The following is a 22,587-nucleotide window of genomic DNA, read 5'->3' on the forward strand; positions in this document are numbered from 1 at the left end:
CGTTGCGGATCGGGGCCGATTTCCTGCCGCGCGCCTGCTCGGCCCTCGTGCTGGCGCCGATCGTGCTGCTGGTCGCCGGCTGGGGCGGGTGGGCCTTCGGCATTCTCGCCACGCTCGCGGCCCTGATCATCCTCTGGGAATGGCTGCGCATGATCGCGGCGAAGCCCAACACCGTTCTGCTCGCGATCGGCGGCGCGGCTCTCGTCGTGGCGATGCTGATGCTGGCCATCCGTCCGCCGCATATGGCCATGGCCATCGTCATTCTCGGCGCGGTCGCGACGGCGCTGGCCGCCCGTGGCGGGCGCGAGAAGCGGCTTTGGGCGCCGTTCGGCCTCGTCTATGCCGGGGCTCTGGCACTGCCGGCGGTGATCCTGCGGGGGGACGCCACCTTCGGGCTGATCAGCCTGATCTGGCTGCTGGCCGTCGTCTGGTCCACTGATATCGCCGCCTATTTCTGCGGCCGCCTCATCGGCGGCCCGAAACTCTGGCCGCGGGTCAGCCCGAACAAGACATGGTCAGGCGCCATCGGCGGCACGCTCTTCGGCATGGTGGCGGGGATGGTGACGCTGTATGCCGCCGGCGTTCATTCAATCCTGCTCGCGGCGCCGGTGGCGCTTCTCGCCAGCGTGGCGAGCCAGGGGGGCGACCTGTTCGAATCGTCCATGAAGCGTCGCTTCGGCGTGAAGGATTCGAGCGCTCTGATTCCCGGCCATGGCGGGCTGATGGACCGGCTCGACGGCTTCATTGCCGCGGCGGCCCTCGCGCTGCTCATCGGCCTGCTGCGCGATCCCGACGCTCCGGCCCGCGGGCTGCTGCTATGGTGAGCTGCCGCTTCCCGACACATGACTGCGACGCTATCACCCGACCCCCGCTATCTTGCGCGAGCGCCTGCGCTTAGCCCAAGTTCGCCTTAAAGCCGCCCTATGGATCACGGGTCGCGCATCCGGCGCGCCTCTCTAGGAATTCGCTGATGGAAATTCTCGCCTCGATGGGAGGCAATGCGAGCTGGCTTCTGGGCTATCTCGTGCCGTTCCTTTTCGTGCTCACGATCGTCGTCTTCTTCCATGAGCTGGGCCACTTCTGGGTGGCGCGGCGCGCGGGGGTGAAGGTGGTGGCCTTCTCCATCGGCTTCGGCCCGGAGATCGTCGGCTTCAACGACCGGCACGGTACGCGCTGGCGTCTTTCGGCGATTCCCCTCGGCGGCTACGTCAAGTTCCTGGGCGACGATAACGCGGCGAGCACGCCCGATCGCGGCGCGCTCGACAGCATGAGCGAGGAGGACCGCCGCGGCAGCTTCTTCCACAAGCCTGTCGGCGCCCGGGCCGCCATCGTCGCCGCCGGCCCCATCGCCAATTTCATCCTGGCCATCGTCATCTTCGCAGGGCTGTTCATGACGGTCGGCCGGCAGGTGACGACGCCGCAGGTCGATGCGGTGCAGGCGGGAAGCGCCGCCGAGCGGGCGGGTTTCCAGCCCAACGACCTGATTCTGACGATCGACGGCACGCCCATCGATTCTTTCGGTGATATGCAGCGCATCGTCAGCACCAAGGCCGACCAGAAGCTGGCGATCGAGGTGGAGCGCGGCGGCCAGCGTCTGACGCTGGAGGCCACGCCGGATCGCCGCGAGATCACCGACAGCTTCGGCAATGTCCAGCGCATCGGCGTGCTCGGCATCTCGCGCAACACGGCGGGCGGTCAGGTCAAGACGGAACGATTCGGTCCCGTCGAGGCCGTCGGCATGGCGACGAAGGAGGTGTGGTTCATCGTCGATCGCACCTTCAGCTATCTCGGCGGCGTGGTGACGGGGCGCGAATCCGCCGACCAGCTCGGCGGCCCGATCCGCATTGCCCAGGTCTCGGGGCAGGTCGCCACTTTCGGCTTCGCCGCGCTGCTGCAGCTCGCCGCCGTCCTGTCGGTCTCGATCGGACTTCTTAACCTCTTTCCGGTACCCCTCCTTGACGGGGGGCACCTGCTTTTCTACGCCATAGAAGCGCTGCGCGGACGTCCGCTCAGCGAGCGGGCGCAGGAGGTCGGATTCCGCATCGGTCTGGCGCTCGTCTTGATGCTGATGTTGTTTGCGACGTGGAACGATATTCTCAGTATATCAAAATCTTGAGCCGGATTCGGGCGGCGTTGCCGACAGGCCACGCCGCCCGGAAAAGGCGTTGATGACGGCCCGTTCGGTTTGCAGCTTCTAGAAAAGTCTGTATCAACGGGATGCAGGGTGAGGATCGCCCGTTTGTGCGCCATGGTGCGTGCCGGCGGGCCGATCCCAGAACAACGGTAAGGTTGCGCACCAAATGGCTCGTTTCCGGTTCGTGAGTAAAATGGCCTCGGTCGTCGGTGTTGTTGCGCTGATGGCTGTGGCGGGGGTCGCCGGATCCGCCGTCGTGCCGGGTGCCGCAATGGCGCAATCGGCCAGCTCCATCATCGTCGAGGGCAATCGCCGCGTCGATGCGGACACCATCCGTTCCTATTTCCAGTCCAAGCCCGGTGAGCCGCTTACCGCGTCCCGCATCGACGAGGGGCTGAAGTCGCTCTACGCGACCGGCCTGTTCTCCGACGTCAATATCAGCCATCGCGGCGGCCGCCTCGTCGTGTCTGTGTCCGAGAACGAGGTGATCAACCGCGTCGCCTTCGAGGGCAACAAGAAGGTCAAGGACGACCAGCTTTCGATGGAAGTGCAGTCGAAGGCGCGCAGCCCGCTGTCGCGGACCACGGTCCAGGCCGACACGCAGCGCATCATTGACGTCTATCATCGCGCCGGCCGGTATGATGTGCGGGTCGAGCCCAAGACCATCGAGCGTGGCCAGGGTCGCGTCGATCTCGTCTTTGAGATCAAGGAGGGCGACAAGCTCGGCGTCGCGGAGATTCGCTTCGTCGGCAACAAGGCCTTTTCGGCCTACAAGCTCCGGGACGAGATCAGCACCACGGAGAGCAACTGGCTCTCCTGGCTGAAGAACACCGACATCTATGACGTCGATCGCATCAATACCGACCAGGAGCTGCTGCGCCGCTTCTACCTGAAGAACGGCTATGCGGATTTCCGCATCGTGTCGGTGACGGCCGATCTCGACCGCGCGCGTGATGGCTTCATCGTCACCTATGTCGTCGAGGAAGGCCCGCAGTACCGGGTCGGTACCGTCGATGTCGTCTCCGGCGTGAAGGACGTCGATGCGTCCCGCCTTCGGTCGGCTCTGCGCGTGTCGCCCGGTCAGGTCTACAATGCCGAGCTGGTCGAGAAGTCGGTCGAGAACGCCACTATCGAAGTGTCGAAGAGCGGCTACGCCTTCGCGCAGGTTCGTCCGCGTGGCGACCGCAATGTCGAAAACCGCACCATCTCGCTGATCTTCTCGGTTGAGGAAGGCCCGCGCGTCTACATCGAGCGCATCGAGATCCGTGGCAACACCCGTACCCGCGACTGGGTCATCCGCCGCGAGTTCGATCTCGCCGAGGGCGACGCCTATAATCGCGTGCTGGTCGACCGTGCCGAGCGTCGCCTGCGCAACCTCGGCTACTTCAAGGACGTCAAGATCAGCAACGAGCCCGGCACGGCGCCGGATCGCATCGTCCTGGTCGTGACCGTCGAGGATCAGCCGACGGGTGAGTTCTCGGTTTCGGGCGGTTATTCGAGCGCTGACGGCTTCATCGGCGAAGTGGCGATCTCGGAGAAGAACTTCCTCGGTCGCGGTCAGTATGTCCGTCTCGCCGGCCAGCTCGGTGAGAACGTGCAGGGCATCGACTTCAGCTTCACCGAGCCCTACTTCCTCGACTACCGCGTGGCGGCCGGCTTCGACCTCTTCTGGAAGGAGACCAGCGCGACCGACTACAGCCCGTACGACACGGAGACCGCGGGCGGCGTGCTGCGCGTGGCTCTGCCGCTCACCGACGAGCTGACCCTCGGCCTGCGCTACACGCTGTCGCAGAAGGAAATCACCATCGACTGGGCCGAGGAGTACCTGGACAACGTCTCCTGGGCGTTGCGTGAGGTGAACGGTGAGTCTGCGATCACCTCGTCGGTCGGCTATACGCTGACCTACAACATGCTCGACAATAACCGCGAGCCGACAAACGGTTATCTGCTCGAGCTGAAGCAGGATCTGGCCGGTCTCGGCGGTGACGTGAACTTCATCCGTTCGACCTTCGACGCGCGGTGGTACCTGCCCGTCACCGGCGACTTCGTCCTGCTGCTGCGCGGTCAGGCCGGTAACATCTCGTCCTGGGGCGGCGAGGACCTGCGCATCCTCGACAACTTCTTCAAGGGCCCGGATCTGGTTCGCGGCTTCGCCCCCAACGGCATCGGCCCGCGCGACCTTGCCTCCGGCTATTTCGGGCAGGACATGGATGCGCTCGGCGGTACGCTCTACTGGGGCACCACGGCCGAAATCCAGTTCCCGCTCTCCTTCCTGCCGAAGGACTTCGGCCTGAAGGCCGCGGTGTTTGCGGATGCTGGTTCGCTGTGGGACTATCAGGGCAACACGACCTTCCCGAATATTGAAGGCTGGAACCTGCCGGCGAATTATGTGAACTGCAGTGCCATCTCGGGCTCTAAGACCAAGGGCTACGCCAATGTCTGCGTGGCCGATAGCGACGAGATCCGCTCCTCGGTCGGCGTCAGCCTGATCTGGAGCTCGCCCTTCGGTCCGCTGCGCTTCGACTACGCCTGGGCGCTGACCAAGGAGTGGTACGACGACATCCAGGAGTTCCGCTTCAGCGGCGGTACGCGCTTCTGATAAGCTGCCTCACGTCATGGTCTGCACGGCGGTCCGGTCACCCGGACCGCTTGTGCGTTTTGCAAACAGGTTGACGGCCGGCAGGCGGCGATGAGCGATCCTTTCTTCCATCCGGCGCCGACGCCGCTCACCCTCGACGAGGTCTGCCAGCTCGTCGGGGCGACAGCAGGCGAGGGCGTTGATCTCTCCCGGCGGATCGCCAATGTGGCGTCGCTGGAGGAAGCCGGAGTCTCGGACCTCGCCTTCATGGACGGGGCGCGCCATGTCGCGGAGCTCACACGCACCCGCGCCGGCGCCTGCTTCATTACCGAGCGCTTTGCCTCTCATGTCCCGGCCGGCACAGTGGCGTTGCGCGTCGCCAGGCCCTATGCGGCTTTCGTCGCCGTGGCCCGCCATCTCCACGAGCCGAGCCTGCGGCCGGGATCGGCCTTCGGCCAGGCCGGTGTCGCGGCCGGCGCGATGGTGCATCCGCAGGCCCGGCTGGAAGCCGACGTCACGGTCGATCCCGGCGCTGTGGTGGGGCCGGGCGCGGAGATCGGGGCGGGGAGTGTCATCGCCTCCGGCGCGGTCGTGGGCCCCGGCGTGCGCATCGGCCGGAACTGTTCCATCGGCGCCGGGGTAAGCCTGCAGCACGCGCTGCTGGGCGACCGGGTGATCGTGCATCCGGGCGCCCGCATCGGGCAGGACGGATTCGGCTATCTCGGCAGCGCCAAGGGCCATGCCAAGGTGCCGCAGATCGGGCGCGTCGTCCTGCAGGACGACGTGGAGATCGGCGCCGGCACGGCGATCGACCGTGGCGGGCTGCGCGACACGGTGATCGGCGAAGGCACCAAGATCGACAATCTCGTCCAGATCGCGCACAACGTCGTCATCGGGCGCCATTGCGTCATCGTCTCCCAGACCGGCATCGCCGGTAGCGCGACGCTCGGCGATTTCGTCATGCTGGGCGGACAGGTCGGCGTGATCGGTCATATCAGGATCGGCGACGGTGCCCGCATCGCGGCGTCGAGCAATGTGAAGGATGACGTGCCGCCGGGCGTGGAATGGGGTGGTTCGCCTGCCAAGCCCATGCGCGAGTGGTTCCGCGAGGTCATGGCCGTTCAGCGCCTGGCGCGCGGCGACCGGCCGGCCGCCGGCGGCCGACAGGAGGGGCAGTGAAGGGAATGGACGTGCAGGCTGAAGCCACGAAGGAAACCGCCGCGCTCGGATCCGCCGACATACTGCGTATTCTGGCGGCGTTGCCGCATCGCTACCCCTTCCTCATGGTCGACAAGATCGTCGGCATCGAGGGGGACAAGAAGGCGATCGGCATCAAGAACGTTTCGGCCAACGAGCCGCATTTCCAGGGGCATTTCCCGGAGAACCCGGTGATGCCGGGCGTGCTCATCCTCGAAGGCATGGCGCAGACGGCGGGAACGATCTGTCTGCTGGAGCGGCAGGAAGACGGGCCGCCGTCTCTCGTCTATTTCATGACCATCGACAAGGCGAAGTTCCGCCGTCCGGTCGTTCCGGGCGATGTGCTGGAGTACCACATGACGCAGATGACGAAGCGCCGCAACATGTGGTGGTTCCGCGGCGAAGCGAAGGTCGACGGCCAGATCGTGGCCGAGGCCGAGGTTGGCGCCATGATCGCCCGCGGGGCAGCGAAATGACGTCATCCTCCGTTCGGATCGACCCGACGGCCCGCGTCGAGGATGGCGCGACGCTTGGCGAGGGCGTCGAGATCGGCCCGTTCTGCACGGTCGGCGCGCATGTCGTGCTCGGGGCCGGCGTGCGGCTGATTTCGCATGTCGCCGTGGCCGGCCGCACCACCATCGGCGAAGGAACGGTCGTCTATCCGTTCGCCTCGCTCGGCTTTCCCCCGCAGTCCTATCATTACAAGGGCGAGCCGAGCCGCCTCAGCATCGGCCGCAACTGCGTGATCCGCGAACATGTGACGATGAATATCGGCACCGAGGGCGGCCATATGGAGACGGTGGTCGGCGAGGGCGGCATGTTCATGGTCGGCAGCCATATCGCGCATGACTGCGTGGTGGGCGCCCGTGCCGTGTTCGCCAACAACGCGACGCTTGCCGGCCACGTGACGGTCGGCGAGAACGTCTTCATCGGCGGCCTTTCCGCCGTGCACCAGTTCGTACGGATCGGCGACCAGTGCATCGTGGGCGGCATGTGCGGCCTTCGCCATGACCTCATCCCCTTCGGGGCGATGGTGGAGGGGCGCCCGGGGCTGGGCGGGCTCAACATCATCGGGCTGAAGCGGCGCGGCTTTACGCGCCCGCAGATCCATGCGCTCCGCGCCGCCTATCGCGAGCTGTTCTATAGCGGGGGCACGCTGGCCGAGCGCACGGATCGCGTGGCGGAGCATTTTGCCGACGAAGCCCATGTGATGCACGTCGTCGACTTCGTCCGCAGCGCCGGCAAGCGGCGCCTGACCGTGCCCATCGACGCGGCCGACCATGTCGTCGAGCCTGAAGCGGCCTGAGCCGACACCACCCCACGTGCTGCCGGATGGAGCGGCGGCGCCCGCCGGCGCGCCGCTGGCCATCATCTGTGGTGGCGGCGCGTTTCCGCTGGCGGTCGCAGAGGCGGCCCGGCGTGCGGGGCGAGAGGTGGTTTTGTTTCCCGTGCGCGGCTTTGCGGATGCGTCCGTGGAGGCGTGGCCGCATGTATGGATCCACATCGGTCGCTTCGGCAGGCTCAAGAGCGAGATGCGGCGTCTCGGTTGCCGGGATGTGGTGTTCATCGGCAATGTGCTGCGCCCGCGCATCCGCGACATCCGCTTCGACTGGACCACGCTGACGCTGCTGCCGCAGGTGTTCCGCATGTTGCGCGGCGGTGACGACCACCTGCTGACCAGCCTCGGGCGCCTGTTTGAGGAAGCGGGCTTCCGTCTGGTCGGGGCGCACGAGATTGCGCCGGAGATCCTCATCCCGGCGGGGCAACTCGGCTCTCTCGCCCCTGCCGCCGAGCAGATGGAGGACATCGCACTCGGTCGCCGGGCGCTCGCCGTCACCGGGCCGCTGGACATTGGCCAAGGGCTGGTGGTGATGAACCGGCATGTGGTCGCCGTGGAAGCGGCGGAGGGCACGGATCTCATGCTCGCGCGCGTGGCGGAACTGCGCACCAATGGCCGCATCAAGGCGCCACCGCGGTGTGGCGTACTGGTGAAGCGGCCGAAAGTTGGGCAGGACAAGCGGCTCGATCTGCCCTCCCTCGGCGTGCGCACGGTGGAGGGCGCGGCGCGGGCGGGGCTTGCCGGTATCGCCGTCGAAGCCGGTGGCGTCATCGTCGCCGATGTAGAGGCGCTGGTGCGCGCGGCCGACAGGGCCGGTATCTTCATCTACGCCTTCGAGCGCGACGGGGCAGGCGAGGCATGACCACGGACAAGCCGCTGGATGTCTTCATCGTGGCCGGCGAGGAATCGGGCGACGCGCTGGCCGCCGGCCTCATGGCGGAGCTGAAGGCGTTGCACCCGGGTGAGGTGCGTTTTCGCGGCGTCGGTGGCGCGCGCATGCAGGCACAGGGGCTCGCCAGCCTCTTTCCCATGGAAGACATCACCGCCATGGGCTTCGCGCAGGTGATCGGCGGCCTGCCGCGTATCCTGCGCCGCATGCGCGAGACGGCGGAAGCCATCGTCGCGACGCCGCCGGACGTTCTCGTGATGGTCGACGCGCCGGACTTCACCCACCGCGTCGCGCACAAGGTCCGCGCCCGGTTGCCGAAACTGCCGATCGTGAAATACGTCGCCCCGACCGTGTGGGTCTGGCGGCCCGGTCGCGCGAAGGCGATGGCTCCGGACTTCGACCGGGTGCTGGCTCTGCTGCCCTTCGAGCCAGAGGCGATGCACGCGCTTGGCGGACCACCGACCACCTATGTCGGCCATCCGCTGCTCGGCGAGCTGGAGCGTTTGCGACCGAATGCGGAGGAGGCTGCGCGCCGGGCAGCCAAGCCGCCGGTTCTGCTGGTGCTTCCGGGAAGCCGGCGTGCCGAGCTCGCGCGGCTCGGCGCCACCTTCGGCGAGGTGCTGGGGCTGCTGCGCTCCCATGTTCCTGCCTTCGAACTGGTGCTGCCTACTCTTCCGCGTCGCCGGCAACAGGTCGAGGAAATGGTCGCGGCCTGGCCGGTGAAGCCGCGCATCGTCGTCAACGAGAACGAGAAGCTGGCGGCGTTCCGCAGCGCCCGGGCGGCGCTCGCCGCGTCCGGCACGGTGACGCTGGAGCTGGCGCTGGCCGGCATACCGACGGTCGCCGCCTATCGCGTGCCGTGGCTGGAGGGGCGCATCGCGCCGTACATCATCAAGGTGAAGACGGCCATCTTGCCGAATCTGATCCTCGGCGAGCCGGCGGTGCCGGAATATCTGCAATGGTACATCGATCCGCCCGCCATGGCGGCGCAACTCGCTCGGCTGATCGAAGGAGGCGATGAGCGGGAATCCCAACTCGCCGCCTTCAAACGGCTCGACGCCATGCTGGGCGAGGGAGGCGAACCGCCGAGCCGGCGCGCCGCCCGGACGGTGCTCGAGACGCTTGGCCTTTCCTTTCGCCCCGTAGCCTGAGGTGCCGGCCGGCATGGACGGGTCGGCAGGCGCGGAAAGCCACCTGACCTCAAATGAAAAACCCCGCCTTCCAGGATTGGAAGGCGGGGTTTTCGTTTCAGAAACCGGCGCTTGTCCGGGAAAGGCTCACTTGCGGCGGGCGATCGGCACGTAGTCGCGATGCGTGGCGCCGGTGTAGAGCTGGCGTGGGCGGCCGATGCGCTGGCCCGGATCCTCGATCATTTCCTTCCACTGGCCGATCCAGCCCACGGTGCGGGCGAGGGCGAACAGCACGGTGAACATGGAAGTGGGGAAGCCGAGCGCGCGCAGCGTGATGCCCGAATAGAAGTCGATGTTCGGGTAGAGCTTGCGCTCGACGAAATACTCGTCCTGAAGCGCGATGCGCTCCAGCTCGACGGCGATGTCGAGCAGCGGATCATCCTTGATGCCGAGCTCGCCGAGCACCTCATGGCAGGTCTTCTGCATGATCTTGGCGCGCGGGTCGTAGTTCTTGTAGACGCGATGGCCGAAGCCCATCAGGCGGAACGGATCGTTCTTGTCCTTGGCGCGCTTGATGTATTCGGGGATCCGTTCCACCGAGCCGATTTCGCCGAGCATCTTGAGCGCTGCCTCGTTGGCGCCACCATGCGCCGGACCCCACAGGCAGGCGATGCCGGCGGCGATACAGGCGAAGGGGTTTGCGCCGGAGGAGCCGGCGAGGCGCACGGTCGAGGTCGAGGCGTTCTGCTCGTGGTCGGCGTGCAGGATGAAGATGCGGTCGATCGCGCGGGAGAGGATCGGGTTGGCCTTGTATTCCTCGCAGGGCACCGAGAAGCACATGCGCAGGAAGTTCGAGGCGTAGTCGAGGTCGTTCTTCGGATAAACGAAGGGCTGGCCGATCGAGTACTTGTAGGCCATGGCGGCCAGCGTCGGCATCTTCGCGATCATGCGGATCGAGGCAATCATCCGCTGCTGGGGATCCGAGATGTCCGTCGAGTCGTGGTAGAAGGCCGAGAGTGCACCGACCGAGGCCACCATGACCGACATGGGATGCGCGTCGCGGCGGAAGCCGTGGAAGAAGCGGCTCATCTGCTCATGCACCATGGTGTGGCGCGTGACGCGGTAGTCGAAATCCGCCTTCTGGGCGGCGGTCGGCAGCTCCCCGTAGAGGAGCAGATAGCAGGTTTCCAGGAAGTCGCCGCTTTCGGCCAGCTGCTCGATGGGGTAGCCGCGATAGAGGAGAATGCCCTCGTCGCCGTCGATATAAGTGATCTGGCTTTCGCAGGACGCGGTCGAGGTGAAGCCGGGGTCGTAGGTGAACTTGCCGGTCTGGGCGTAGAGCTTGCCGATGTCGATGACGTCGGGGCCGACCGTGCCGTTGAGTATCGGGAGTTCCCAGCTTTCGTTGCCAATGGTGAGGGTGGCGGATTTCGCCGAATTGCCGTCGATGGCGTCCATGCGGGGTCTCCCTAAACCTGTGGAACCGGTTAAACGGATCGCGTCTTTGCGGGTGCCGCGCCGTGCCTTTCGGCAAGATGCGCCTGAGACGGGGGCTGGTCTCGCTGCGGCCCGATAGGCAAGTCGTAGCGGTTTCACCCCTCCCTCGCAAGCGCAGCGAAAACGGTGCCGCAATGCGGCGGACAGGGGCTGCGAAAGTCGGTTTCACCTTCGCAGTCGCATCATGCTAGACGGACCCTTCACGCCGTCGCGGCGGCCCCCGTCTGGTCGGCGATGCGGGCGAGCGACTCCTCCCGGCCGAGCACGGCGAGCACGTCGAAAATGCCCGGCGAGGTGGCCTTTCCGGTCATCGCCGCGCGCAACGGCTGGGCGAGGGCACCGAGCTTTACTCCCTTCTCCTCGGCAACGACGCGCACGGCCGCTTCGGTCTCGGCGGCGTTCCATTCGGCCACGGTGGCGAGCTTTTCGGCGGCGGCGGCCAGCAGACGACGGGCATCGTCGGTCAGCAGAGCGCGGGCCTTTTCCTCGATATCGAGGGGACGCGACTTCCAGATATACGCTGCGCTATCAATAAGTTCGACGAGCGTCTTCGCGCGTTCCTTGAGGCCGGGCATGGCGGCCAGAAGCTGGGCACGACGCTCCGGCGTCAGCGCAGCGGCAATCTCGGCGCCATTTGGAAGATGCGGCAGCAGCGCGTCGATGGCGGCGAGCAGCTCGGCATCCGGGGTCGAGCGCATGTAGAGACCGTTGATGCTCTCCAGCTTCGCGAAGTCGAACCGCGCGGCGGAGCGGCCGACCTTGTCGAGGTCGAACAGGCGACTCATCTCCTCGGTGGAGAAGATTTCCTGGTCGCCATGGCTCCAGCCGAGGCGCACGAGATAATTCCGCAGCGCAGCAGGCAGGTAGCCCATCGCGCGGTAGGCATCGACGCCGAGCGCACCGTGTCGCTTGGAAAGCTTGGCGCCATCCGGCCCGTGGATGAGCGGGATGTGCGCCATCTTCGGCACCTCCCAACCCAGCGCATGGTAGATCTGCGTCTGGCGCGCGGCGTTGGTCAGGTGATCGTCGCCACGGATGATGTGGGTGACGTTCATGTCGTGGTCGTCCACCACCACGGAAAGCATGTAGGTGGGCGTGCCGTCCGAGCGCAGCAGCACGAGATCGTCGAGATCCTTGTTCGGGAACACGACGCGGCCCTGCACGAGGTCGTCGATGACGGTCTCGCCCTCAATGGGCGCCTTGAGACGGATGGCGGGCGCGCGGTCGGCCGGGGCCTCGGACGGATCGCGGTCCCGCCAGCGCCCGTCATAGCGCGGCGGGCGGCCTTCCTTGCGGGCCGTCTCGCGCATTTCCTCGAGCTCGGCGGCGGTCGCGTAGCAGGGATAGGCGCGGCCAGCGGCGATCATCTGCTCGACGGCCTCGCGATGCCGCTCGGCGCGGGCGAACTGGTAGATGACGTCGCCCGACCAGTCGATGCCGAGCCAGTTCAGCCCGTCGATGATGGCGTCGATGGCTTCCGGCGTGGAGCGCTGGCGATCCGTATCCTCGATGCGCAGCAGCATCTTGCCGCCCTTGGCGCGGGAATAGAGCCAGTTGAACAACGCGGTGCGCGCCCCGCCGATGTGCAGGAAGCCGGTGGGCGAGGGGGCGAAGCGGGTAACGACGGTCTCGGTCATTTCTCTTCCGTCTCGCGCCGCGAAGCATCAGCGGCGTCAAAGCATGGCGGGCGCGGACGGTGCGTGTACCATAGGTGCGCGACACGGGAAAAGCGCGGCTTTGCCCGGCGGGCGGGTCAATGCGAAACCGCACGACGGGCGCGTGCGCGAAAGGGGCGGGCAGGGCGTGCAGGGGCAGGTGCCGCCGCAGCACGGACCGGAGGGCAAAACGGGTGCGCAGCGGCGGGCCCGAGCGGCGGTGCTCGCCGCCGGAATATCGGTACGACAAACCGGCGTACGGAAGGGGTTTGGGCCGCCTCTTGGTGCGCTCGCGGGCCGTCTCGCCGGCGCCATGGCGCACGAAATCGAGGATCGGCGCGCCTTTCTCTTCCTGCCGATCGGTTTCGCGATCGGCGCCGGGGCGTATTTTGCCGCTCCCTACGAGCCCTTGCCCTATGTCGGATTGGTGCCGGCATTCACCTTCGCGGCACTGGCGCTGTGGTCGCGTGCGCGGCCGTTCGGCTTCCATCTCTTCGCATGGCTGGCCGTCATTGCGCTGGGCTTCGCCGCATCGAGCCTGCAGGTGCAGAGCATGGCGCATCCCGTGCTGGCGGAGACGTTGAATGCGGCGGAGGTGACGGGCTTTGTCGAGGCTGCGGAGCAGCGCCCGCGCGGCAGCCGCATCACGCTGGCGGTAACCGGCTTCACCCGCCCCATGGAACATCCACCGGAGCGCGTGCGTGTGACGCTCGCGGGACGCGATCCGCCCTCGGTCGGCAGCCATGTGAAGCTGCGTGCCTCGCTCGGTCCACCGCCGGGGCCGGCCTATCCTGGCGGATTCGATTTTGGTCGGTCGATCTGGTTCGACGGGATCGGGGCCACCGGCTTCGCGCTCGGACGGCCGCAGGCGAGCCCGGCGCCGAGGCCCCTGCCATGGCGGCTGCGGGCTGCGACATGGCTCGACGAGGTCAGGCACTCCATAGCCGAGCGCATCCGCCACGCGTTGCCCGGCCCGGAGGGAGGGGTAGCGGTGGCGCTGGTCACCGGCCTGCGCGACGCGGTAGGCGAGCCGATCGAGGAGAGCATGCGTATCTCCGGCCTCTCGCATGTGCTCTCGATTTCCGGCCTGCATATGGCGCTGGTGGCCAGCACGGTGTTCTTCCTCGTGCGGGCGCTGCTCGCCCTGGTGCCGGGGCTCGCCCTTTCGTGGCCGATCAAGTCCTGGGCGGCTGTTCCGGCCGCCCTGTCCGCGAGCTTCTATCTGCTGCTGTCGGGCGTCGAAGTGCCGACCCAGAGAGCCTATGTGATGACGCTGCTGGTGCTCGCGGGCGTGATGCTGGGACGCCCGGCTCTCACATTGCGGACGCTGGCGGTGGCGGCGCTGGTGGTCATGGCCCTGACGCCCTGGGCCGTGCTCGATCCCGGCGCGCAGATGTCCTTCGCCGCCACGCTGGCGCTGGTCGCGGCGTATGAGCGCTTCGGTTCCTACGTCACTCGCCCGCCCGGCGTAGCGCAGGACGGCTCCTGGCTCGGCATGCCGCGCCTTGGCATGCCGGTCCGCTATGTGGCGGCGCTGGTGCTGGCCTCGCTGGCGGCCGGGCTCGCCACGGCACCCTATGCCGCCTTCCACTTCCAGCGCCTGGCGCCGCTGAGCCTGCTGGCCAATCTCGCCGCCATGCCGGTGGTTTCCTTCGCCGTCATGCCGGCGGGCCTGATCGGCTCGGTGCTCATGCCGTTTGGCTGGGATGCGCCGGCGTGGCACGTGATGGGGTGGGGGCTCGGCGTCATGCAGGCCATATCCGATGCCGTTGCGGCGCTGCCCGGTGCCGACCGGGGCGTGCGGGCGATGCCCGCGGCAAGCATTGCGCTGTTCAGCCTGGCACTCGTCGTTCTGTGCCTGTCGCGCACGCGCCTGATCCTCCTGGCGCCGGCCTGCGCTGCCGTCGCAGTTGGGCTGGCGGCGATGGCGCCGAGGCCCGATCTTCTCGTCGACGCGCAGGCGCGTACCGTCGCGGTGCGGGGCCCAGACGGCATGCTCGATGTCATGGGCGATCGCCTGCCCGGGCTCTCCGATCGCTTTGCCGTGGAGCAGTGGCTGAACGCGGACGGAGACCGCGCCCGTGTCGGAAAAAAGGAGCTTGTCGCGAGAGCCGCCTGCGACGCCATCGGTTGCACCCTGCCGCTGGCGGATGGGCACCTCGTTGCGCTCTCCCGCCATCGCGACTCGTTGGAGGACGATTGCCGCCTCGCCGCCATTCTGGTGACGCCCTTCGCGCCGCCGCGGGATTGTGCTGCGACGGTGATCCGGGTCGATACACGCAATCCGACCTCAAGCGTAGCCGGCTATTTATTTGGAGATGACGGCGAGCGCTTCATTCCGGGGCGCCCCGCCAAAGGAACGCGACCATGGGAGCCGGACGTCCGCGGCGCTGTTTCCGAGCATCCTGGCGTCATGATCATCAAGTCTGCTTCCCGCTCAACGGGAACCCGGAATCCGCCACCAGTGCGGCCCGATGCCTTCGACAACCTCGATGCAATGCCTCCACCGGACGGCGTCGATGGCGATGCGCCGCCGGAAAATCCCGTGGCTGCTCAGTAGCGGCGGAACAAGCCGACCAGCTTGCCCTGGATGCGTACCCGGTCGGGGCCGAAGATGCGTGTCTCATAGGCCGGGTTGGCGGCCTCCAGAGCCACAGAGGCGCCCTTGCGGCGCAGGCGCTTCAGCGTTGCTTCCTCATCGTCGATCAGCGCTACCACGATTTCGCCGGTGTTGGCGGTGTCGCATTTGCGGATCAACGCCAGATCGCCGTCGAGAATGCCGGCCTCCACCATCGAGTCACCCCGCACCTCCAGGGCGAAATGCTCGCCGCCCGCCAGCATTTCCGGGGGCATGCTGATCGTGTGGTCGCGCGATTGAATGGCCGAGATCGGTGTGCCGGCGGCGATCCGGCCCATTACCGGAATCGGCACCACATGCCGGGGATCTTCATCCTCGTTCGCTGCCTGCGTACGCCCGAGGCTCCCCTCGATGACGCTGGGCGCGAAGGGGCGGGCCGGCTTGGGCGGCTGCGCGTCCTCCGGCAGGCGCACGACTTCCAAGGCTCGCGCCCGATTGGGCAGGCGCCGGATGAAACCGCGCTCTTCCAGCGCCGTGATGAGCCGGTGAATCCCCGACTTCGACCTCAGATCGAGCGCATCCTTCATCTCCTCGAAGGACGGCGGCACGCCGTCCTGCTGCAGGCGTTCATTGATGAACAGGAGCAACTCATGCTGTTTGCGGGTGAGCATCCAACGGATCCCGTCTATCGGCCGGCGCCGAGATGAAACAAATCACGAACAAATACTATCCGTTCCTATTGTGTTCCACAATGGGTAAAGGGTTCGCTAAGGCTGATGCGTGGTGCCGAGGCGAGAGTTTGCAAGGGTTCTGAGCGGAAATGCCGTGCAGCCGGCGGCGCGTACGAGCCGCTCCCGGACCGGCGCGGCCATCGCGAATCGCCCGACTCAGAGAGACTGGGCGTATTGCTCGTAGGCGTCCTGGATGATGGCGATGTGGCTGCGCATGGCGCTTGCTGCGGCCTCGCGTTCTCCGCGAAGGATGGCGGTCGTCACCCGTTCGTGCTCCGTGTGCGAGAGTGCGAGGCGGCCGAGCGCGCGGAATTGAGCACGGCGGAAGGGCGAAAGCCTCTGTCGCGTGCCGATGGCGAGCTCGATGAGGTAGCCATTGTGGCTGCCGGCATAGATCGCGGCGTGGAAGCGCTCATTCGCCTCCCGATAGGCGGCGAAGTCGCCCTGGCGCATCAACTCGCCCATCCGGGCGTGCAGGTCCTCGAGTTCGCGCCGCTCCTGCGGTGTCATGTGGAGCGCGCAGAGGCTCGCGCTGAGTGCTTCCAGCTCCGCCATCACCTGGAACATGTTCTGCAATCGCTCGGCGCCGGGCCGGGCGACGACGGCTCCACGATGGGGACGGGTCTCGACCAGACCGGAAGCGGTCAGTTCGCGGAGGGCTTCACGCACTGGAGTGCGCGAGACGCCGAAGCGGGCGGCCAGCGCGGATTCGTCGAGAGCGGTGCCGGGAAGCAGCAGGCCGCGGGTGATCTCGTCGGCAAGCTGCGTGCGCAGTTCTTCGGCGCGCGTGGGCCGCCCGCGCCGGACATTGCCGGCAGACGGGTCGAGCGGCGGGCGAGAACGAGAGGCCGACATGCGCGACAGACAATCAGGTGAGGCGGCGGGACACCGTCTCCGGCATCCATAAAGGGCAGGCCGCCGGTTACCAAGCGCTTCGTGTGCGACACGCGTGCCCGGGGGAGGGCCGCGGACGCAGCGGTCAATCCTCGAGCGGCAGGATCTCGCAGGGATCGCCCGCGCTGGCGGCAGGTGCGTGCGGCGGGCGTACGAGCAGCACATCGGCGCGGGCGAGGTTGCGCAGCATGGAACTGTCCTGCACGGGGAGCGGGCGCACCACCGGCAGGTCGCCTTCGCGGCCAGTGATCACGGCGCGCTGGAAGTCCATGCGCTGCTCGTTGGCCTTCACGTCGGCGCCGAGCCGTGCAGGGCGAAGGTCCGGCCGGGCGGGAACCGCCAGCCCCTGCATGACCTTCAGCAGGGGCACGAGGAACAGCAGGGCGCAGACATGGGCGGAGACCGGGTTGCCCGGCAGTCCGAGCACCTGGGTGCCGGCGCCGCCGGAACTGCGGCCGAACATCAGCGGCTTGCCGGGGCGCAGGGCGATCTTGTGAACCGCCAGCTCGATGCCCTGCGCCGTCAGCGCGGGCGCGATGAGATCATGGTCGCCGACCGAGGCGCCGCCGGTCGTCACCAGCACGTCGAAGCCTCCATCGAGCGCCGCGCGCACGCCCCGCTGCGTTGCCTCCATGTTGTCGGGCAGAATGCCGAGGTCGATTACCTCGGCGCCTGCGCCTCGGGCGAGGGCGGAGACCGAATAGATGTTGGAGACGATCACCTGATGAGCCTGCGCTCCCGCGCCGGGGCGTACCAGTTCGTCGCCGGTGGAGAGGAGCGCGACGCGGGGGCGGCGGGCCACCCTCACCTCGGCGACATCGGCGGCGGCGACCAGCGCGAGATCGCGCGCGCGCAGCTTGTGGCCGGGGGCTAGCAGCGTCTCGCCAGTCGCGAAATCGCCGCCTGCCTTGCGGATGTGCCGTCCTATGGTGGCGGCCTCGTTCACGGTAACGTTCTTGCCGGCCCGCGTGGTATCTTCCTGGATGACGATGGCATCGGCGCCCGTGGGAAGCACGGCGCCGGTGAAGATGCGCACCGCCGTGCCGGGCTCGACCGGTCCGGGGAAGGGCCGGCCGGCGGCGGATTCGCCGATCAGCCGCAGCGTGGCGGGGATGGTCGCGGTGTCCTGCGCCCGCACCGCATAGCCGTCCATGGCAGAGACGTCCGCGCCGGGCGTGGTGCGGCGGGAAACGACGGGGGCGGCGAGCACGCGCCCCGCCGCTTCGGCCAGCGGAACCGTCTCGGCGGCGAGCGGCTCCGCAGCGCCCAGCAGCCGCGCCAGCGCTTCCTCGACCGGCATCAGGGCCATGACGCGCCTCCGCTATTTATCCTGCCAGTGACCGGAGCGGCCGCCGGATTTCTCGAGCAACCGCACGTTCTCGATCCGCATTCCGCGATCGACCGCTTTCGCCATGTCGTAGACGGTGAGGCAGGCGACGGAGACGGCGGTCAGTGCCTCCATCTCCACTCCGGTCTGGCCGGTGGTGCGGACCATGGCGCGCACGATCAGACCGGGCAGGGACGGGGCGGGCTCGATCTCCACCGCGACCTTGGAAAGCAGCAGCGCATGGCAGAGCGGGATCAGCTCATGCGTGCGCTTGGCGGCCATGATGCCGGCGAGGCGCGCCGTGCCGATCACGTCACCCTTCTTCGCGTTGCCGGAGAGAATGAGGTCGAGCGTCTCGCCCTGCATACGCACGGCGCCCTCGGCGACCGCCACGCGGTCGGTGACGGCCTTGTCGGCGACATCGACCATGTTGGCCGCGCCGGTGGCGTCGAGATGGGTGAGGCGGGGCTCGTCGGCCATCGCCGCGTATCCTCAGCCGACCGCGCGGACGGGGCGCGCCAGCAGCGCGCGCGTCGCCGCCGCGACATCAGCCTGCCGCATCAGGCTTTCGCCGACGAGGATGGTGTCGATATTCACCTTGGCGAGCCGGGCGATGTCGTCCGGAGTGAAGATGCCGCTCTCGCCGACGATGACGCGATCCGCCGGAATGCGCGGTGCCAGCCGCTCGGAGGTTTCGAGCGTCACTTCGAAGGTGCGCAGGTTGCGGTTGTTGATGCCGACGAGCTTGGCCGGCAGCGTCAGTGCGCGGTCGAGTTCTTCGTCGGAATGCACCTCGACCAGCGCATCCATGCCGAGGCCGTGGGCGGTGTCGATGAGGTCGCGGGCGAGCGCGTCGTCGACCGAGGCCATGATGACGAGAATGCAGTCCGCACCCCAGCTCCGTGCCTCGAACACCTGATAGGTGTCGTGCATGAAGTCCTTTCGCAACGCCGGCAGCGAGCAGGCGGCGCGGGCGGCGACGAGGAACTCCGGCGCCCCCTGGAAGGAGGGCTTGTCGGTCAGCACCGAGAGGCAGGCGGCGCCGCCGGCTTCATAGGCGGCGGCCAGGGCGGGCGGGTCGAAATCGGCGCGGATGAGCCCCTTGGATGGGCTCGCCTTCTTGATCTCGGCAATCAGCGCGGTCTGGCCGCGCGCGATCTTCGCCTCGATGGCTTTTGCAAAGCCGCGCGCCGGTGCGGCGGCCTCGGCGGCCGCGCGCACCTCGGGAAGGGGACGTTCGCGCTTGGCGCTCGCGATCTCCTCGCGCTTGTAGGCGCCGATGCGTTCGAGAATGTCGGCCATCTCTCGGCTCCCGCTATTCCGCTGCCGCCAGCGCCGAGACGGCGATCAGCCGGTCCAGCGCCGCTTCGGCATGCCCGCCGCGCAGGCTGTCGCGGGCAATATCGAGACCGGCGGCGAGGTCGTCCACCTTGCCGGCGACGACCAGCGCCGCCGCAGCGTTCAACAGAGCGACATCGGCATAGGCGCTCGGTTCGCCGGCGAGCACGGCCCGCAAAGCGAGGGCGTTGGCGGCGCCGTCACCGCCCTTCAGCGCCTCGGGCGCAGCGCGGGCGATGCCGTAATCCTCCGGCGTAATCTCGAAGGTGCGGATTGCGCCGTCCTTCAGCTCGGCGACATAGGTCGGGCCGGTCGTGGTGATTTCGTCCAGCCCGTCCGAGCCGTGCACGACCCAGCTCTGGGTCGAGCCGAGTGTGCGCAGCACCTCGGCGATGGGCTCGACCCAGGCGCGGGCGAAGACGCCGACCATCTGCCGCGTCACACCCGCCGGGTTCGACAGCGGCCCGATCAGGTTGAAGATGGTGCGCGTCCCCATCTCCACCCGCGTCGGCCCGACATGCTTCATCGCCGGATGATGTGCCGGGGCGAACATGAAGCCAATGCCGGCGTCGCGGATGCAGCGGGCGATCTGCTCGGGTGAGAGGTCGATCTTCACGCCGAGCGCCATCAGAACGTCGGCGGCGCCGGACTTGGAGGATAGCGCCCGGTTGCCGTGCTTGGCGACCGGCACGCCGGCACCGGCGACGATGAACGAGGCGCAGGTCGAGATGTTATAGGAGCCCGAGGCGTCGCCACCCGTGCCCACCACGTCGACCGCTCCCGTCGGCGCTTCCACACGCAGCATCTTGGCGCGCATCGTGGTCACGGCGCCGGCGATCTCCTCGACATCCTCGCCGCGCACGCGCAGTCCCATCAGGATGGCGCCGATCTGCGAGGGCGTGGCTTCGCCCGACATCATCACGTCGAAGGCCGCCGCCGCCTCGGCGCGCGTCAGCGTGGTGCCGGTGGCCAGCTTGCCGATGATGGGCTTGAGGTTGTCCATGTCGCCGCGCGTTCCCGCCTGTTGTTCCGTCGCTGTCACGCCGCCCGCTTCCGGCCGGGACCGGCATTCCAGGCCCGCGCCAGATCGAGGAAGTTCTTGAGGATCGTCTTGCCGTGCTCGGAGGCGATGCTCTCGGGGTGAAACTGCACCCCGTGCACCGGCAGCGCCTTGTGCGACAGGCCCATGATCAGCCCGTCATCGGTCTCTGCGGTGATGGCGAGGTCCGTCGGCAGCGTTTCGCGCTTCACCACCAGCGAGTGGTAGCGCGTCGCCCTGAACGGGCCATTGATGCCGCGGAACACGCCTTCGCCCTTGTGCTTCACGTCCGACAGCTTGCCGTGGATCGGCATCGGCGCGCGGATGACGTCGCCGCCGAACACCTGGCCGATCGCCTGATGGCCGAGGCAGACGCCGAACACCGGCACGCCATCCTTCGCGGCGCGGGCGATGAGGTCGCAGCTGATGCCAGCCTCGTTCGGGGTCGCCGGGCCGGGGGAGATGACGATGGCCTCCGGCTTGAGCGCCATCGCCTCGTCGACGGTGAGGGTGTCGTTGCGGCGCACCTCGACCTCGGCGCCCAGTCCGCCGATATAGTGGACGAGGTTCCAGGTGAAGCTGTCGTAATTGTCGATGAGCAGGATCATCGTGCGTCCATTCGCCGGTCTCATACCGGCTCAAAAGCTCTAGGGGTTCAACCCGCGCGGGGTCAAGCCGCGCCAGTCGGCGACGAGGTTATCGCCAGCCCCGCCATCGCTCGTGTCGCGCCCGCCCGCCCATCCCCGTCACTGTCCCCGACCAGCCCGGGCGGCGAAGCGCACGGCTTCCTCGCCGGCGCGGAACAGTGCCTTGGCCTTGTTGACGCATTCCTGCTGTTCGCTCTCCGGCACGGAGTCGTAGACGATGCCGGCGCCGGCCTGGACATACATGCGCCCGTCCTTCACCACGGCGGTGCGCAGGACGATGCAGGTGTCCATTTCGCCATCGGCGCTGAAATAACCGATGGCGCCGGCATAGATACCGCGCTTGTCGGCCTCCAACTCGTCGATGATCTCCATCGCCCGCACCTTCGGCGCACCGGAGACGGTGCCGGCCGGAAAGCCGGCGGCCAGCGCGTCGAGCGCGTCATGGCGCGGGTCGAGCTCGCCTTCGACGTTGGAGACGATGTGCATCACCTGGCTGTAGCGCTCGACGAAGAAGCTGTCGGTGACGTGCACCGAGCCGATCTTGGAGACGCGGCCGACATCGTTGCGGCCCAGATCGAGCAGCATCAGGTGCTCGGCGCGCTCTTTCGGATCGGCCATCAGCTCATCTTCCAGCGCCTTGTCCTCGTGTGGAGTGGCACCGCGCCGGCGGGTGCCGGCGATCGGGCGGATGGTGACGGTGTCGTCGCGCAGCCGGACCAGGATTTCCGGGCTGGAGCACACCAGTGCGAACCCCCCGAAGTTGAAATAGACGAGGAACGGCGCCGGGTTGATCCGCCGCAGAGCCCGGTAGAGCGAGAAGGAGGGCAGGGTGAAAGGCGCCTCGAAGCGCTGGGAGAGCACCACCTGGAAGATGTCGCCGGCGCGGATGTACTCCTTCGCCCGCTCCACCATGTCGCGATAGACCGCCGGCTCCGTGTTGGACTGCGGTTCGACCGCCTGATGGAAGGCGTCCTCCGCCGGCAGATTCGGCAGCGCGCTGTCGAGAGCGGCGATGACGCGCTCCAGCCGCTCGCGCGCCTTTTCATAGGCCGCGCCGGCCGAAATGCCCGCTTCGGGGCGCACCGGCGTGACAACGGTGATCTCGTCGCGCACCGTGTCGAAGATCACCATCACGGTGGGGCGGATGAACAGCGAATCCGGCACGCCGAGGATGTCGGGCTTGGCTTCCGGGAGGCGCTCCATCTGGCGCACCATGTCGTAGCCGAGATAGCCGAACACGCCGGCCGCCATCGGCGGGGCGCCCGCCGGCAGCTGGATGCGCGATTCCGCCACCAGCTTGCGCAGCGAGACCAGCGGCTTGTCCGTGCAGGGCTCGAAAGCCTCCGGGTCGGTTGCGGCATGGCGGTTGATCTCCGCCCGCTCGCCCCGGCAGCGCCAGATCACGTCCGGCTCGATGCCGATCATCGAGTAGCGCCCACGCGTGGCGCCGCCCTCGACGGATTCCAGCAGGAAGCTGTTCGGCCGCTCGCCGGCGATCTTGAGGAAGGCCGAGACCGGGGTTTCGAGGTCGGCGATCAGCGTGGTCGAAACCACCTGCGCTTCGCCGCGCTCATAGACCGCCGCGAAGGCGGCGGTGTCGGGTGTGAGGCTCAT

At 67.7% G+C, this 22,587-nt stretch carries 19 protein-coding genes; 9 read left to right on the forward strand and 10 right to left on the reverse strand.

Translation table 11 applies throughout. From position 1 onward, the window contains the following. Positions 1-2 precede the first annotated feature (2 nt). From FO470_RS13265 to lpxB, 8 genes are all read left to right on the forward strand, one after another. Positions 3-824, forward strand: a complete 822-nt coding sequence (locus tag FO470_RS13265) for a phosphatidate cytidylyltransferase (RefSeq protein ID WP_144343450.1) — start codon at positions 3-5, stop codon at positions 822-824. Positions 825-970: 146 nt separating this feature from the next. Next, positions 971-2,116: an RIP metalloprotease RseP gene (gene rseP, locus FO470_RS13270; protein WP_144343451.1), complete on the forward strand. Its 1,146-nt coding sequence runs from the start codon at positions 971-973 to the stop codon at positions 2,114-2,116. Between the two features lie 274 nt (positions 2,117-2,390). Continuing rightward, positions 2,391-4,733, forward strand: a complete 2,343-nt coding sequence (bamA, locus tag FO470_RS13275; RefSeq protein ID WP_335880725.1) for an outer membrane protein assembly factor BamA — start codon at positions 2,391-2,393, stop codon at positions 4,731-4,733. Between the two features lie 90 nt (positions 4,734-4,823). Next, complete coding sequence (gene lpxD, locus FO470_RS13280) at positions 4,824-5,891, forward strand: UDP-3-O-(3-hydroxymyristoyl)glucosamine N-acyltransferase (protein ID WP_144343453.1); 1,068 nt, start codon at positions 4,824-4,826, stop codon at positions 5,889-5,891. Between the two features lie 5 nt (positions 5,892-5,896). Further along, on the forward strand, positions 5,897-6,385 hold the full coding sequence (gene fabZ / locus FO470_RS13285; protein ID WP_144343708.1) for a 3-hydroxyacyl-ACP dehydratase FabZ: 489 nt from the start codon (positions 5,897-5,899) through the stop codon (positions 6,383-6,385). Further along, positions 6,382-7,215, forward strand: coding sequence for an acyl-ACP--UDP-N-acetylglucosamine O-acyltransferase (gene lpxA / locus FO470_RS13290; RefSeq protein ID WP_144343454.1), 834 nt, complete (start codon positions 6,382-6,384; stop codon positions 7,213-7,215). Before fabZ ends, lpxA begins: the two co-directional genes overlap by 4 nt. Next, positions 7,190-8,110 carry an LpxI family protein gene (locus FO470_RS13295; protein ID WP_144343455.1) on the forward strand — a complete coding sequence of 307 codons (921 nt, stop codon included), beginning with the start codon at positions 7,190-7,192 and terminating at the stop codon, positions 8,108-8,110. Before lpxA ends, FO470_RS13295 begins: the two co-directional genes overlap by 26 nt. Beyond that, complete coding sequence (gene lpxB / locus FO470_RS13300) at positions 8,107-9,288, forward strand: lipid-A-disaccharide synthase (protein ID WP_144343456.1); 1,182 nt, start codon at positions 8,107-8,109, stop codon at positions 9,286-9,288. Before FO470_RS13295 ends, lpxB begins: the two co-directional genes overlap by 4 nt. A 126-nt stretch (positions 9,289-9,414) precedes the next feature. Here lpxB and gltA read toward each other — a convergent pair whose 3' ends face one another. Further along, complete coding sequence (gene gltA / locus FO470_RS13305; protein ID WP_144343457.1) at positions 9,415-10,725, reverse strand: citrate synthase; 1,311 nt, start codon at positions 10,723-10,725, stop codon at positions 9,415-9,417. Between the two features lie 239 nt (positions 10,726-10,964). Next, positions 10,965-12,401 carry a glutamate--tRNA ligase gene (gltX, locus tag FO470_RS13310; RefSeq protein WP_144343458.1) on the reverse strand — a complete coding sequence of 479 codons (1,437 nt, stop codon included), beginning with the start codon at positions 12,399-12,401 and terminating at the stop codon, positions 10,965-10,967. 43 nt (positions 12,402-12,444) lie between these two features. On the opposite strand from gltX, the gene FO470_RS13315 reads away from it, so the two are divergent. After that, entirely contained in the window at positions 12,445-14,979 is a 2,535-nt protein-coding gene (locus tag FO470_RS13315; protein WP_144343459.1) for a ComEC/Rec2 family competence protein, read from the forward strand. Here FO470_RS13315 and lexA read toward each other — a convergent pair. The 8 genes from lexA to trpE all read right to left on the reverse strand — a co-directional run bounded on the left by lexA (position 14,973) and on the right by trpE (position 22,587). Next, positions 14,973-15,668 (reverse strand): transcriptional repressor LexA, encoded by a 696-nt coding sequence (gene lexA / locus FO470_RS13320; RefSeq protein ID WP_144343460.1) that lies wholly within the window; start codon positions 15,666-15,668, stop codon positions 14,973-14,975. The genes FO470_RS13315 and lexA overlap by 7 nt on opposite strands. 216 nt (positions 15,669-15,884) lie before the next feature. Further along, a complete protein-coding gene (locus tag FO470_RS13325) occupies positions 15,885-16,583 on the reverse strand; it encodes a GntR family transcriptional regulator (RefSeq protein WP_144343461.1) in 699 nt (232 codons plus the stop codon). 124 nt (positions 16,584-16,707) lie between these two features. Beyond that, on the reverse strand, positions 16,708-17,931 hold the full coding sequence (locus FO470_RS13330; RefSeq protein WP_144343462.1) for a molybdopterin molybdotransferase MoeA: 1,224 nt from the start codon (positions 17,929-17,931) through the stop codon (positions 16,708-16,710). Between the two features lie 12 nt (positions 17,932-17,943). After that, positions 17,944-18,429: a cyclic pyranopterin monophosphate synthase MoaC gene (gene moaC / locus FO470_RS13335; protein WP_144343463.1), complete on the reverse strand. Its 486-nt coding sequence runs from the start codon at positions 18,427-18,429 to the stop codon at positions 17,944-17,946. A gap of 12 nt (positions 18,430-18,441) precedes the next feature. Further along, positions 18,442-19,251, reverse strand: a complete 810-nt coding sequence (gene trpC / locus FO470_RS13340; RefSeq protein WP_144343464.1) for an indole-3-glycerol phosphate synthase TrpC — start codon at positions 19,249-19,251, stop codon at positions 18,442-18,444. A gap of 13 nt (positions 19,252-19,264) precedes the next feature. Next, positions 19,265-20,290 carry an anthranilate phosphoribosyltransferase gene (trpD, locus tag FO470_RS13345; protein ID WP_144343709.1) on the reverse strand — a complete coding sequence of 342 codons (1,026 nt, stop codon included), beginning with the start codon at positions 20,288-20,290 and terminating at the stop codon, positions 19,265-19,267. 35 nt (positions 20,291-20,325) lie between these two features. Next, positions 20,326-20,934, reverse strand: coding sequence for an anthranilate synthase component II (locus FO470_RS13350; RefSeq protein ID WP_144343465.1), 609 nt, complete (start codon positions 20,932-20,934; stop codon positions 20,326-20,328). A 138-nt stretch (positions 20,935-21,072) separates the two neighbouring features. Next, entirely contained in the window at positions 21,073-22,587 is a 1,515-nt protein-coding gene (gene trpE / locus FO470_RS13355; protein WP_144343466.1) for an anthranilate synthase component I, read from the reverse strand.

The sequence above is a fragment of the Ancylobacter moscoviensis genome, from assembly GCF_007559435.1.
Lineage (GTDB): Bacteria > Pseudomonadota > Alphaproteobacteria > Rhizobiales > Xanthobacteraceae > Ancylobacter > Ancylobacter moscoviensis.

What these genes read in the sequence shown, in the direction of transcription:
- rseP (WP_144343451.1), top strand. Translation starts at nt 971, where the DNA reads ATGGAAATTCTCGCCTCGATGGGAGGCAATGCGAGCTGGCTTCTGGGC.
- lpxD (WP_144343453.1), top strand. Translation starts at nt 4,824, where the DNA reads ATGAGCGATCCTTTCTTCCATCCGGCGCCGACGCCGCTCACCCTCGAC.
- fabZ (WP_144343708.1), top strand. Translation starts at nt 5,897, where the DNA reads ATGGACGTGCAGGCTGAAGCCACGAAGGAAACCGCCGCGCTCGGATCC.
- lpxA (WP_144343454.1), top strand. Translation starts at nt 6,382, where the DNA reads ATGACGTCATCCTCCGTTCGGATCGACCCGACGGCCCGCGTCGAGGAT.
- FO470_RS13295 (WP_144343455.1), top strand. Translation starts at nt 7,190, where the DNA reads ATGTCGTCGAGCCTGAAGCGGCCTGAGCCGACACCACCCCACGTGCTG.
- lpxB (WP_144343456.1), top strand. Translation starts at nt 8,107, where the DNA reads ATGACCACGGACAAGCCGCTGGATGTCTTCATCGTGGCCGGCGAGGAA.
- gltA (WP_144343457.1), bottom strand. Translation starts at nt 10,725, where the DNA reads ATGGACGCCATCGACGGCAATTCGGCGAAATCCGCCACCCTCACCATT.
- gltX (WP_144343458.1), bottom strand. Translation starts at nt 12,401, where the DNA reads ATGACCGAGACCGTCGTTACCCGCTTCGCCCCCTCGCCCACCGGCTTC.
- FO470_RS13315 (WP_144343459.1), top strand. Translation starts at nt 12,445, where the DNA reads ATGGCGGGCGCGGACGGTGCGTGTACCATAGGTGCGCGACACGGGAAA.
- lexA (WP_144343460.1), bottom strand. Translation starts at nt 15,668, where the DNA reads ATGCTCACCCGCAAACAGCATGAGTTGCTCCTGTTCATCAATGAACGC.
- FO470_RS13325 (WP_144343461.1), bottom strand. Translation starts at nt 16,583, where the DNA reads ATGTCGGCCTCTCGTTCTCGCCCGCCGCTCGACCCGTCTGCCGGCAAT.
- FO470_RS13330 (WP_144343462.1), bottom strand. Translation starts at nt 17,931, where the DNA reads ATGGCCCTGATGCCGGTCGAGGAAGCGCTGGCGCGGCTGCTGGGCGCT.
- moaC (WP_144343463.1), bottom strand. Translation starts at nt 18,429, where the DNA reads ATGGCCGACGAGCCCCGCCTCACCCATCTCGACGCCACCGGCGCGGCC.
- trpC (WP_144343464.1), bottom strand. Translation starts at nt 19,251, where the DNA reads ATGGCCGACATTCTCGAACGCATCGGCGCCTACAAGCGCGAGGAGATC.
- trpD (WP_144343709.1), bottom strand. Translation starts at nt 20,290, where the DNA reads ATGGACAACCTCAAGCCCATCATCGGCAAGCTGGCCACCGGCACCACG.
- FO470_RS13350 (WP_144343465.1), bottom strand. Translation starts at nt 20,934, where the DNA reads ATGATCCTGCTCATCGACAATTACGACAGCTTCACCTGGAACCTCGTC.
- trpE (WP_144343466.1), bottom strand. Translation starts at nt 22,587, where the DNA reads ATGAGCCTCACACCCGACACCGCCGCCTTCGCGGCGGTCTATGAGCGC.